13 protein-coding genes are annotated in these 12,810 nt (G+C 48.6%); 7 read left to right on the top strand and 6 right to left on the bottom strand.

Annotated elements, in window-relative coordinates; genetic code table 11:
- Window positions 1-2: 2 nt before the first annotated feature.
- The 6 genes from GACE_RS03875 to GACE_RS03850 all read right to left on the bottom strand — a co-directional run bounded on the left by GACE_RS03875 (window position 3) and on the right by GACE_RS03850 (window position 7,537).
- Window positions 3-1,229: a 2-hydroxyacyl-CoA dehydratase subunit D gene (locus GACE_RS03875; protein ID WP_048091347.1), complete on the bottom strand. Its 1,227-nt coding sequence runs from the start codon at window positions 1,227-1,229 to the stop codon at window positions 3-5.
- 5 nt (window positions 1,230-1,234) lie between these two features.
- Window positions 1,235-2,365 (bottom strand): 2-hydroxyacyl-CoA dehydratase, encoded by a 1,131-nt coding sequence (locus GACE_RS03870; protein ID WP_148305913.1) that lies wholly within the window; start codon window positions 2,363-2,365, stop codon window positions 1,235-1,237.
- A 4-nt stretch (window positions 2,366-2,369) separates the two neighbouring features.
- Window positions 2,370-4,034 carry a long-chain-fatty-acid--CoA ligase gene (locus GACE_RS03865; protein ID WP_048091343.1) on the bottom strand — a complete coding sequence of 555 codons (1,665 nt, stop codon included), beginning with the start codon at window positions 4,032-4,034 and terminating at the stop codon, window positions 2,370-2,372.
- Between the two features lie 228 nt (window positions 4,035-4,262).
- Window positions 4,263-5,288 (bottom strand): branched-chain amino acid ABC transporter permease, encoded by a 1,026-nt coding sequence (locus tag GACE_RS03860; RefSeq protein ID WP_318249289.1) that lies wholly within the window; start codon window positions 5,286-5,288, stop codon window positions 4,263-4,265.
- Entirely contained in the window at window positions 5,285-6,142 is an 858-nt protein-coding gene (locus tag GACE_RS03855; RefSeq protein ID WP_052400213.1) for a branched-chain amino acid ABC transporter permease, read from the bottom strand. The genes GACE_RS03860 and GACE_RS03855 overlap by 4 nt, the downstream gene beginning before the upstream one ends.
- 72 nt (window positions 6,143-6,214) lie before the next feature.
- Window positions 6,215-7,537, bottom strand: a complete 1,323-nt coding sequence (locus GACE_RS03850) for an ABC transporter substrate-binding protein (protein ID WP_048091341.1) — start codon at window positions 7,535-7,537, stop codon at window positions 6,215-6,217.
- 56 nt (window positions 7,538-7,593) lie between these two features.
- Between GACE_RS03850 and GACE_RS03845 the strand changes: the two genes are divergently transcribed.
- The 7 genes from GACE_RS03845 to GACE_RS03820 all read left to right on the top strand — a co-directional run bounded on the left by GACE_RS03845 (window position 7,594) and on the right by GACE_RS03820 (window position 12,809).
- Window positions 7,594-8,289, top strand: a complete 696-nt coding sequence (locus GACE_RS03845; protein WP_048091340.1) for an ATP-binding cassette domain-containing protein — start codon at window positions 7,594-7,596, stop codon at window positions 8,287-8,289.
- Entirely contained in the window at window positions 8,276-8,965 is a 690-nt protein-coding gene (locus GACE_RS03840) for an ATP-binding cassette domain-containing protein (RefSeq protein WP_202962747.1), read from the top strand. Before GACE_RS03845 ends, GACE_RS03840 begins: the two co-directional genes overlap by 14 nt.
- Window positions 8,966-8,974: 9 nt before the next feature.
- The gene (locus tag GACE_RS03835) at window positions 8,975-9,391 is read left to right on the top strand and encodes a CBS domain-containing protein (RefSeq protein WP_048091336.1); all 417 of its coding nucleotides are present in this window, start codon (window positions 8,975-8,977) and stop codon (window positions 9,389-9,391) included.
- 68 nt (window positions 9,392-9,459) lie between these two features.
- Window positions 9,460-10,215: an SDR family NAD(P)-dependent oxidoreductase gene (locus GACE_RS03830; RefSeq protein WP_048091334.1), complete on the top strand. Its 756-nt coding sequence runs from the start codon at window positions 9,460-9,462 to the stop codon at window positions 10,213-10,215.
- Window positions 10,216-10,262: 47 nt separating this feature from the next.
- Complete coding sequence (locus GACE_RS11625; protein WP_158413798.1) at window positions 10,263-10,412, top strand: hypothetical protein; 150 nt, start codon at window positions 10,263-10,265, stop codon at window positions 10,410-10,412.
- A 9-nt stretch (window positions 10,413-10,421) separates the two neighbouring features.
- Entirely contained in the window at window positions 10,422-12,323 is a 1,902-nt protein-coding gene (locus tag GACE_RS03825; RefSeq protein ID WP_048091331.1) for an aldehyde ferredoxin oxidoreductase family protein, read from the top strand.
- Window positions 12,324-12,809, top strand: a complete 486-nt coding sequence (locus GACE_RS03820; protein ID WP_048091329.1) for a 4Fe-4S dicluster domain-containing protein — start codon at window positions 12,324-12,326, stop codon at window positions 12,807-12,809.
- The last annotated feature ends 1 nt before the right edge of the window (window position 12,810 follow it).

Raw genomic sequence — 12,810 nt, 5'->3', positions numbered from 1 at the left:
GACTACGATATTGACTCAAGATAGGCATCAATAAGGTTTTTGGCCCTTTCGAGTGGCATCAGCCTTGGATCGCACTGGGGGGCCTCGAGGATGAGACTGCTTATGCCGAGTTCTTCCTGCAGAACCTTTGCAAGAGGTCTGACGATCATGGACGTTATCCTGCATCCCGTGTTTTCCAGGAGGAGCGCACCGTCAATGTCTGCTTTCTTAGCTGTCCTCACAACGCTGTCGAGCATCTCGTAGCCCGAGTTGGTTACGTGCATCGACCTTCTCACCATGCTCTCAAGGGGTTTTGAAGCATCGACTCTGTGGACGGATGCGTTCACGTACAGGTTTACCGGGAAATTGGCGCCATTTCTCTCACAGTATTCGTACAGCGAGAGTGTGTGCCAGGGCATTATTCCGAAAGTTAAAAGTCTGTGTTTCTCGTCCGAGACTCCTTCACGTTTTTTCACCCTTTCTTTCATCATTTCGTGAGCCTTCTTCATGAACTCATAAGCATAATCGCTTCCGAGAACGAAAAACGCAATGAAAACGAAGTCTCCAAGCTCTCTCTGACTCGCTGGAGTGGGTGTGGACATCATCAGGTCCAGTGTATCGATGAGCAGTTGGGATGTTTTCTCCGAAATTGCAAAAACCTCTCTGAACTTGTCCTCATCATAAGGGCCCGCAACTGACTCCATGAAGCTCATGAGATCCTTTAGCCTGTCGATCGTGTATTCCACGTAAAGTTCCTCGGCCCATTCTGCCTCCTTTGTGACCTCGTCGAGGTTTTTCAGGGAATCTGACGTCCAGTACGGGTAGTTGATCACGTACCTCGGCACGCCGTAATACCTTGCAAAAACGTCTGCCATCTCGTGGTGCGCTACACATAAAGCCCTTGTCCCCACAATGAAGTCCGGTCTCGGCATCAGGGGTTTTGTCGCCTTTTCCGGCTCGAGAATCATGCCGAGGGTCGTCTTGAAGTAGTCGCATATGAAGTGGCTGTATCCATGAGATATTGCCGAGTCTATCAGGTCTGATGAGCTGCCTCTGGCGGCACAGTATGCTGAGTACTGTTCGGGGAATGCTGGAATTACGTCGAAAACGTATATGAGCTCTGAAGGATGGAAGGAGAAGAACCACCCCACAGGTCTGTTCTTCTCTGCCAGCCTGCTCTGCCTTTCGAGATGCTTCCTGAAAAGCTCCCTGTAAAGGGTTTTATAACCGATGGGATTCCAATATGCCATAAACATCATCTCCCGTGGGATTCAACAAACGCCTCAATCCTGCCCTCAATTTGGGCCTTCGAAAGCGGAAAGTCAAGGTCTATCGTTAAAACCGGCAGGTCGAGCTCGTCGATAATGGCCGGACACTGATGTCCGCAAACCTCACAGCCCCTGTCTTTGAAAACGATTACAGCTTCAGCCCTGCTGGCCTTTATCCTGTCTCTGATGAATTTTGCCCTTTCATGCACTGAAAGCTCGTTGGATGCCGAGGTCATCACGCATGCAGTTGACTGGAGGTATCTGTCTGCAATCCCCTCAAGATTTGCTCTGTTTATGATTCCGTGGTGGTATCCCGTGGAGGTGCAGAAGTCGTCAGAGACCACGGCAATTCCGTGGTTTTCAAGAATTTCCAGAAGCTCGGAGCTGTAAAAGTCCGTACCGGAAACGTGAACCCTCAGGATGTAGTCACCGTTTCCCTCTCTTTCAGAAAGAAGTCTGTAAAGCTCTTCTGCAATTCTGTTGAAATCCTCCTTAAGCATGTGCATGGATGACAGCATGATCAGCATCCACTCCGAAGCGCTTATCTTTACTTCATCCTCGCTCCTCAACCTCTCCAGTTTCATGCAAATCTTTCTAAAGGCGTTATACACCTCTATGGACTTTTTCAGTGTTGCAGCATCTGTCTCGGAACCCGTAAACTTTGAAAGAAAACTCGAAAACCGTTCAAGCTCTTTGATGAAGAATTTTCTCGATTTCTCATCTCTGCTGAACGGATACTGAACCATGTAGGAGAACTCCGGTTTTAAGTAAAAACGGTAGAGCGAGAAAAGATGTATTTTGGTGTCGTCGGAAGTTGTGCTTGCAATCCCGTCCAGATAGTCAGTTTCACCCCTCAGTCCAGCCTCCATAACGTTTCTTGCGTAATAGCACGTCCACTGGGGCATGACGGAGCTGGCATTGGGTGTGCTTCCGTAGTTTCCGAATACTCTCACCGGTACGGCTTTGGCTGAGTGGATTATTTCTTCCGGGACATTATTGCAGAGCGTTCCTATCACCTTCATTCCCTTTTCTCTGTACTCCTTTATTTTCGCCCTGTTATCGACGGCGTTTTTCATCCGGGCGAACAGTTCGTCAACGCTGTCGCTCAACGATATCACCGGTTCAGCTACCCTCGAATTTCTTTCTCTCTTCCTCTCTCAGGATTCTCCTGAGGATCTTGCCCACCGGAGACTTTGGAAGTTCGTCTCTGAATTCTATGATTCTCGGAACCTTGTAGCTTGCCAGGTGCTTTCTTGCAAATTCCACGATTTCCTCCTCTGTTGCGGTTTCGCCTTCCTTGAGAACAATGAATGCCTTTACAGTCTCACCCCTGTACTTGTCAGGCACTCCGATAACGGCACACTCCTTGACCTTTGGGTGCATGTAGAGAACCTCTTCAACCTCTGACGGATAGATGTTGAACCCTCCGGCGATTATCATGTCCTTCTTCCTGTCCACTATGTATATGTAACCGTCCTCGTCCATGTAGCCCATATCGCCTGTGTAGAGCCAGCCGTCCTTTATGGCCTCCCTCGTTTTTTCGGGATCATTCCAGTACTCCCTGATTATTTTCTTGCTCCTGAGAACAATCTCGCCAATGTTTTCTTCACCGGGTGGGAGCGGGTTGTCAGTGCCGGGGTCCATTATTCTCATCTCGACAGTTGGAACTGGCAGTCCCGCACTGCCCACCTTTATTACACCGTGAACGGGGTTGCTCGTGCCTATTATTGCAGCCTCGGTCAGCCCCCACTGCTCTATCACGGTTGCGTTTGGCATGAGCGCCTTGACCTCCTTCAGAAGCTCAACTGGTACGGGAGCAGAACCAACGCTTATAACCCTTACAGACGAGAAGTCTGCGGTCTTCGAGTATGGATGGTTCACAATGGCGACAAGATGGGTCGGCACGCAGTGAATCTGGGTTATGCCGTAGGTTTCAATTGCACTGATGAATTCTCCGGCGTCGAAGTAGGGGAACAGAACAACGGTGCCGCCATTCATGAAGACGTTCATGTTGGATGTCCATATCCCGTTTCCGTGAAACATCGGCATCAGTCCGGAAAAAACGTCTTCACCCCTTCTTATGTCCAAACAGGCAGAGAATATCTTTGCATCGATCATCAGGTTGCGGTGTGTGTAAACTGCACCCTTCGCTCTCCCGGTTGTCCCGCCCGTGTATGTCAGTGAGGCAACATCCTCGGGTTTTAGGTCCTTTTCAGGCCTCTTTGGAGAGTGTTTGAGCAGATCGTTGAAGTAGAGAACGTTCTCCTTTTCCCTGATCTCCTGTTCGTGGAGCATCGGGATAAACCTTCTTGCTGATGGAGATATGAAATCTCTCAGACTTGTCAGGATCACGTACTCGAGCCCGGTTCTGTCGAGAACAGCTCTGACTCTATCGTAAAGGATGTCGAGGGTTACTATGGCTCTGGCTCCTGAGTGATTGAGCTGGTATTCAAGCTCTCTTTCAGTGTACATCACGTTCGTGTGGACAGCTATCATTCCGTTGCTTATTGCACCGAAGTACCCTATGTTGAACTGGGGACAGTTCGGCATGAAAAATGAAATTCTGTCTCCTCGTTCCAGATACTCACTCAATCCGCCTGCAAACCTGCAGACATGGTCAAAAAACTCACCATACTTGATCCTGTTCCCGTAATATATGATGGCATCCTTGTCTCTGAATTCCTCTGAAACGCTTTCAAGCGCATGTGGAGGAGTGGTGTCCGGTTCTTCAATGTCCTCCGGCCATCCTATGTATGGATACCACTTTTTCCAGATCTGATCGTTCATGATTTATTTTTACATTAATTCCTTAATAACTTTTTCTATCGGTTTACATGTGTCAGAGCCATAAGCTGATCTTTATCGTTCAATGAGCGATTAAAATGTTTTTTACTGTTTCACTCTGCTGTAATTCTGTTTAATCTGTAAAGTATTGAAGGGTAACAATAAACCAAAGTTAAGATTATGACAGTAATTGTCAAACAATGTAACAATGATAAAAAATCCGGAAAGGAGTCATTCCGGAAGTGCTTCTTCTTTCTTTACCGTGAACCTCTTTATCTTGCTCCATAACCCTTCCGGTGCAATCACAGCCACGACTATCAGGAGTATGTACAGCAGAACCTCATCGTTTACAGGGAGCCATGCCGGAAAAGCCTGGACAGCACCTTTCAGCCACCAGTTCTTGAGGAGGTATATCGCAAACCCACCAAAAACGGGGCCGTAGAGTGTTCCAAGCCCGCCTATAACGGCCGACAGTATTATCAGCAGCATGAGCGGGATATCGTAAACATCGGGCCCGATCGTTATTCTGTAGTGGACGAGGGTGGCACCACCTATTCCTGCGAAGAATGAGCTTGTAACGAATGCGAGAATCTTGTATTTGACAACGTTTATTCCAAGAGCCTCTGCGAGTACCTCGTCATCTCTGACTGCCCTGAATTTTAGGCCTATCTCGCTGTTGACAAGCAGCCAGATGAGTATGAAGGAGATCATGAACACGGCGAAGGCGAAGTAGTATCTGAGCAGGGGTGATTCTGAAAGGCTCCTCTCGAGGCCTATGGAAAATCCCTCCTCACCGCCGAATATGTTGGAGAAGACATACACCGACTGCATGAACACGAGGGGCAGTATGGCGGTAACGAGTGAGAAGTAGTAGCCTTTCAGCCTCAGCGTAATGATGCCTATGCCAAGTCCGAAAAGTGCCGCAACTATTCCTCCCATAAGGATCGATACGGGTACCGGCACGGGAGACATGTTTGCCAGAAAATCCACCGAGCCGGAAAATCTGGACGGGACCTGCAGCAGAGCAGCGGTGTATGCCCCGAGACCGACAAAAACCGTGTGGCCGAGATTGACCTGACCCGTGTAGCCCACAATTATGTCCCAGCTTATCGTCAGGATCAGAAAAATCATGGTGAGCCCCAGCAGGTACAGAAACGCCTCTGAAACAGCAAACGGGATTGCAAGACCCGCTATTAAGAATATCGTCCATGCGATTATCTGTCTCATATCCATTTCCGGTAGCTTAGATACCATCATTCTTCCACCCCGAAAAGTCCGGTAGGTCTGAAAATAAGGATGGCAATTATCAGGAGGAGCGTCACAAACTCAGACCACCTTGCCCCGAAGAAGGTTATCACGATTGTAATAACATAACCGACAATGAACGCCGCAACTATGCTGCCCCTCACACTTCCAAGCCCGCCGAGGATGACTATCGCAAAAGCGTAGATCAGGGATTTCATGGCCACCATTGGTGTGGCTGCGAAAACCTGGGTGTAGAGTATGCCACCAATTCCCGCCAGCACGGCGGATATGAACATTGTGAGCATGAAAATTCTGTCCACATTGATACCCACAAGCATCGCTCCCTCAACATTCTGTGAGGATGCTGACACCTTTTTTCCAGTCCTTGTCTTGTTGATGAACACCTCGAGCAGGATAAGACAGATGATTGCGACGAAGAACGCGAGAATCCTCTTGTAGGTGATGGGGACGCTTCCTATCCTGAGAACGCCGGTGATAAGCGAGGGATACGAAATACCGTGTTCTCCGAACAGGAGGATGAGTATCTGCTCCACAAGGAGGGCAAACGCGAGAGTTACGATTATGATCATGACCTCATGCTCCTTTATTCTGGCAAGTATGCCCGAATACAGCGCAACCCCTATCATGCCCACGAGGAATACAGACACGACCGATGCTATGTATGGGTCGAGCCCGTATTTGTACAGGCTTATGCCAATGTATGCCGACAGAACAAAAAACGTCCCGTGAGCGAAATTCAGGATTCTCGAAACACCGAAAATGAGTGAGAAACCTGAAGCAACGAGCGCCCATATTCCGCTTACGACAGCGCCATAGACAAGAATCCTGAGCAGGATATCTATCATGGTTGATAATGTGTTTACAAAAAAATAAAAAAATTTCGGTCAAAGTTTACAAATTCTGGAACTTTTTTAAGTTCAAATCCACGGTGGTAACTTAAGGTCTCCGTTCGCAACGGTCGATGGGTACAGATAGTACTGCTTTCCATCCTGCCACTGGGCTATGAAGTTTCTGACATATTCATCGCCCCAGACAAGGGCGTGATTGCTGTAGAAAGCAATGTTCCTCGTCAGCTTGGCAGGGTTTCCGGGCTTGTATTTCTCAAGGTATTTGACGACAACATCAGGATCAAACGGATTCTTTTCTCCAGCCTTATATGCAGCTTCTACCGCCATCTTGTAGAGATACACTGCGTCGTACGCTCCATACGCCTGATGGGATTCAGGATAGTGCCCGTACTTCTTCTTGTAATTCTCGATGAACTTGGCCGCCATTTCGGTTGGTGGCGAGGTTATCAGCACACCGCCATCAACGAGGAATATTTCATAATTGGCAGCCCCACCGGTCTTCTCATAGAACTGGGCATCTATTGCAGCGAGATCATGCCCGCCGAGAATGGCAGGTATTTGCAGTTCAGCCCACTGCTTTGCGAGAACATCTCCCGTACCGGAAATGGCGAGTATCGGCATTATCAAATCTGCACCCTTGTCCTGAGCGTCAAGAAGGATCTGCTCATATTCGGTAAATCCTCTCGGAACCTTCTGGTCTCCAACAATTTCTATACCTCTTTCCTCAAGCAGAGGAGTCAGACCGGCAACAACGGGATCGGTCCAGACATGCTCATCTCTTATGATATACACCTTGTTGATCTCAACACCCTTGCTTCTCAGGTAGTCGATCATTGCTGCAAGATCCAGTGCGAAAGTTGAACCGTTGTTCTGGCTCACCCTGAACCAGTACTTGTACTTGTCGTAGTTTTCGGCAACCATCTTCGGATGTACGGGACTTGAAGCATCTGAGAGGAATATCGTCTTTGTTTCAGCCATGACCTCCATCATTGCGCTCATGACTCCGCTGCTGAACCCTCCCGTGATCATGTCTGCATTTTCCTGTGTGGCGAGCCTTCTGAATTCGGCAGTTGCGGCATCCGGGTTGAGTTTCGTGTCTCCCACGACAAGTCTTACTGGAAGGCCGAGAATTCCACCCTGTGCGTTTATCTCATCAACTGCGAGCTGGGCTGCATTTTTCTCGGCAGTTCCTTCAGGCAGAGACATGGGACCTATGACTCCAATCACAACCTCCGTTTTCCCTTCAAATTTGGGTGTCGGGGTTGCGGTGGCCTGTGGAGTGGGTGTAGCCTGGGGTGTGGGTGTAGGTGTCGCTTCTGGCTTCTGCTCCTGTGCACAACCGAGTGCTAATGCTGCCACCAACACCAGAACTAATATCAGTTTTTTCATCATTTATTGTGATTGAAAAAGGTAATACTTAAATATTTCGTGAGCAAATACAACATTCGATGAAACCAGTACTCAAAGTTGAAAATGTTAAGAAAAAATTCGGTGAACTTGTAGCACTGGAAAATATTTCCTTTGAAGTGTTTGACAGAGAGTGTCTGGGTATAATAGGCCCCAATGGAGCGGGGAAAACAACGCTCTTCAATGTTATTTCTGGCCATATGAGGCCTACTGAAGGGCGAGTGTTTTTTGACGGGAAGGACATTACTGGAAAGAGGCCAAGCGAGCTTGTAAAACTTGGACTTGTAAGGACGTTTCAGATTATACGGGCGTTCAGAAATATGACTGTGGAGGAGAATTTCCTGGCAGTTGGTGGAGAGTATGAGGACATAATGAAGGAACTCGGTCTGTGGAGCAAGAGGAACATGGTTGCAAAGAATCTCTCGCAGGGGGATTTGAGGAAACTGAATATAGGCCTTTCGCTGGCCACGCAGCCCAAACTTCTGCTTCTCGATGAACCTTTTTCGGGCTTGAGTCCGAAAGAGTGCGCAGAGCTTCATTCGGTGATAGACCACCTGAAGGAACGAGGTGTAACGATGGTGATTATTGAACACAAGCTCAAGGAGCTTTTCAGCCACGTGGAGAGAGTTCTGGTGCTGAATTATGGCATTCTGCTCTGTGAAGGTAAACCGGACGAGGTCGTGAACGACGTGAAGGTTATTGAAGCATATCTCGGTGATGGGTATGCGGTTGCTTGAGGTCCGCAACCTCAACTCGTATTACGGGAAAGCACACGTGCTTCACGACGTCTCACTGCATGTTGACAGGGGGGAGACGCTTGCAGTCCTCGGCCCCAATGGGGCTGGGAAAACGACCCTTCTCAATTCGATATGTGGCATGGTGAAAACAGAGGGTGAGATACTCTTCAAGGATAGGGAAATCTCTTCTCTGAAACCATACAGAAGGATCAAGCTGGGTATGGGGGTGTGTCCGGAGGGGAGAAAACTCTTTCCCGATATGACGGTTGAGGACAACCTCCTGCTTGGAGCGGGAAACGGAAATGCCAAAGAACAGCTTGAATTCGTTTATGACCTCTTCCCGAGAATAAAGGAGCTGAAAAATAACGTTGTTAAAAACATGAGTGGTGGAGAGCAGCAGATGGTGGCAATCGGCAGGGCACTGATGTCAAATCCCGAACTTCTTCTGCTTGATGAACCATCGATGGGGCTTGCGCCTATAATTCTCGGGAAAATAATGGAAGCTCTGAAGAGAATAAGGGAGGAGACTGAGATATCCATACTTCTTGTGGAGCAGAATGTCCATCTTGCACTTCAGCTTGCGGACAGGGTGAGCGTACTTGTCAAGGGTGAGATAGTGAGTGAAGGGAAGGCTGAGGAGATGGTGGACCTCGAGAAGCATTATTTTGAGCTGTAAAACGGGGTGATGGAGTTGCCGGTGATGCTGAGAGTTAGGGATGTGATGAATGAGGATGTAACGAAGGTTGAGAAAAACGAGGATGTGCTTTCGGCAATGAATAAAATGATTGAAAAGGGCGTGAAATGTGCGGTTGTGGTCGATGACAGCGGAAAGGAGATTGGCCTGATAACTGAAGGCACCGTCGTCAGAAAGGTGCTGATGGACCGGAAGGACCCTGCAGAGGTCAGGGTTGGGGAGATAATGTCAACCCCGCTGAAAACCATTCCGGCAGACATGAGCTTACGGGATGCGATGATCAAGTTTGTTTCGGATAATGTCAAGCAGCTCTATGTTGAGGATAACGGGAAGATTGTGGGAATCATTACGGAACACAGGATTTTGAAGGCTCTGACCGAGATCATTGTTACATTGCTCTCAATTTGACCAGCTTTATTTTACGAATTAAACATTAAATTTTTAAAGTGTGTTTACAATGTAATACTGGTGATAGGATGAGATTTAAGGATCGGGTTGTGCTGGTAACCGGAGCGGGTAGGGGTATAGGAAGGGCGATAGCTGAGGCATTTGCCAGAGAAGGTGCGAATGTTGTGATCAATGACATAAATGAAGAGGATGCGAAAAAAACAGCTAAAGAACTGGCCGAAAGATATGGCGTCAAGACTCTTGGCTACAAAGCAGACGTTACCAGCTATTCTGAGGTTTCCGAGATGGCGGAGTACGTTAAAAAAGAGCTCGGAACGGTTGACATTCTGGTGAACAATGCGGGGTTCTGGACCATCAAGAAGTTCATAGACACAACCCCTGATGACTGGGAAAAGGACATCAGGATATGCTATTACGGTACGCTGAACTGCACCCATGCCTTTCTGGGAGGCATGCTTGAGAAAAGATACGGCAGGATAATAAACATCGTGAGTGATGCGGGAAGAATTGGAGAGCCGTATCTGGCGGTCTACTCCGGAGCGAAGGCTGCTGTAATAGGGTTCAGCAAGGCTCTTGCGAAGGAGGTTGCCAGACGCAATATCACGGTCAACTGCGTTGCCGCAGGTGTAACAAAAACACCGGGGGTCGAGGGCTTTCTGAAAAGTGTTGGCGGAGAGGAAAAGCTTGTGAAAGCGTACCCCAGAGGGAGGCTCGGAAAGCCTGAAGACATAGCCAATGGGGTGATCTTTTTCGCTCTTGACGAGTCAGAGTACATAACTGGCCAGGTGATAAGCATAAGCGGAGGATACACCACACTTGGATAATGCGCCTCAATCAGGCGTTTTCTAAATTTTTGAGCGAGGGAAAAAGTATGGCGCCTTCGACAAGATGTCTGAACTGCAGACACAGGTTTGAGGTTGAGAGAGGTGTGGACACTGCAGAATGTCCCTACTGCGGGACAAGGTGGAGAATAAGCTGGATGGATCCCGAACAGCCCAAGGTTCAGGGCAAGGCGGAATGAGGTGTTTGTATGGTTCTTAACCGAAAGCTGGGAATCATTGATCTGGGTAAGAACAGGGTTCTGGTTAGAGAAATCCCTGTTGAGCTGAGAAAAAAGCACCTCGGAGGGAGAGGGCTTAACTGGTACTATCTCTACAATTCCATCCGTCCCGATGTTGATCCGTATTCTCCTGAAAACGTCCTTGCCATCGGTGCAGGTTTGCTGACGGGATTTCCAGCACTCGGTGCTGGAAGGACGCAGATCTCTACAAAAAACCCCATGACGGGCGGTGTTGGCGATTCCAACATGGGTGGTGCATTTGGACCACAGCTCAGGCTTGCCGGTTTTGATCACCTCCTCATTGTTGGCAGAGCTGAAAAACCATCTTACATTCTCGTCAGAGATGGTGGAATAGAAATCCGGAGTGCTGAGCATCTCTGGGGTCTCGATACCCACACAGCACAGAAAGTGCTCAGAGAAGAGACAGGAGACGATAGGGCTGAGAGCATGGTGATCGGTAGGGCAGGAGAAAATCTCGTCTCTTTCGCCAACGTGATGAACGGAATAAAGAATGCCGGAGGGAGGAGCGGCACCGGGGCTGTTATGGGGTCAAAGAACCTCAAGGCGATCGTGGCGAGCGGAGATATCGATCTGGTGGTTCACGATCCAGAAAAACTCCTTGACTACGCTCTTGAAGTGGACAGACGGGCGAGAAACACCAAGTGGGCAAAAACTCTGGGACGTCTCGGCACCCCTCTGCTTTATGATGTGTCATATACCACGGGATTTATTGGCACGCTGAACTGGCAGTACAACACTCCGGGAGAGGATGGAAAACCGCTTGAAGCAGAGAATCTCGAGAAATACAGTGTTAAAATGGTGGCATGCATTGGATGCAGTGTTCACTGCAGGCACAGGGTGAAGATCCGGGAGGGCAGATACAGAGGGGTTGTGACCGAGGGCCCGGAATATGCCGCCATAGGGGCATTTGGGACCGGAGTGGGTGTTTACGACTGGGAGTTTGTCATAAAATGCAATGAGATGGCAAACAAATGGGGGATTGATCTGATATCTCTTGGAACAACTGTCGCATGGGCGTTTGAACTTTTCCAGAGGGGCTATATAACCGAGAATGACACAGGCGGTTTGCGGCTTGAGTGGGGCGATGAAAATGCAGTTCTCGAGCTTGCGAAAATGATCGTGGAAAGGAAGAATGTTGGAAATGTTCTTGCTGACGGGATGCTGAAAGCCTCTGAAAAATTCGGTAAGGACTCGCTTTACTATGCCAACCAGACAAAAGGACATCCGAACCTGCTGACGGACGAAAGAGGAATCCCAAGCTTCGCTCTTGGAATTGCCACATCCACGAGGGGGGCAGACCATTTGAGGAGCAGACCGGGAATTGACCTCTTCCAGCTTCCTGAGGAAACCCTTGAGAGGATATACGGACACAGAATTGTGAGCGATTTTACGGCTTACGAGACAAAGGGAATAATGGTGTGGTGGCATGAACTGCTTTACAACGTTGTTGACAGTCTCGGGATCTGCAAGTTCCAGACCGTTTTTAACTCTGCAAACTCTCCGAGATTTGAGGATTACGTGCCTCTGATAGAGTTTGCAGCAGGAATCAGGATGACAAAGGAGGATCTGATGGAGATTGGTGAAAGGAATTACACCATCGAGAGAATGTTCAACGTTTTGAACGGATTCAGCAGAAAGGACGACTACCCGCCCGAGAGGTATTTCAGAGAGGAGACCAAGAGGGGTTTACCGTTCATGAAGGGCAGGAAGCTTGATAGAGAGAAGTACGACATGATGCTCGAGGAATACTACAGGCAGCACGGCTGGGATGAAAATGGGGTTCCGAAGAGGGAAACGCTCGAACGGCTCGGGATATCTGAGCCTGATTATTCGATTCTGGAGGTGCTGTGAATGACATCTGAGAGATACCTCATGGTGTTCCCTGAGCTTTGTACCGGATGCAGGGAGTGCGAGATCGCATGTTCTCTGAAACACGATGGAGTCGTGGGTTACCAGAAGTCGAGAATCAGGATAATAAGAGATGTATTTGAAGGGATGGAGATTCCTGTGGTTTGCATGCAGTGCATTGACGCTCCGTGCATGAATTCATGCAGGGTTGAGGCGATATATGTTGACGAGAGGGGTGCAAAGATAATTGATTACGAGAGGTGCATAGGGTGCAGGAGATGCATAGTTGTCTGCCCCCTCGGTGCGAATTTTCTGAATCCTGAAACGGGAAAGCCCATCAAGTGCGACCTCTGCGGTGGCGATCCGGTGTGTGCAGAGTTTTGCTCGACTGGTGCGATAAGATACCTCAGCCCCGAAGAGATAAATTCGGAAGAGTTAAGACTTGCTTCGAGAAATTACATTAAGGCTCTGATTGAAAGGGAGATGTGAT

Origin of the sequence: Geoglobus acetivorans (genome assembly GCF_000789255.1) — an archaeon.
Classification (GTDB): Archaea; Halobacteriota; Archaeoglobi; order Archaeoglobales; family Archaeoglobaceae; genus Geoglobus; species Geoglobus acetivorans_B.
Note: the sequence above shows the minus strand (reverse complement) of the source record. Positions and strands in the feature narration are given on the sequence as shown.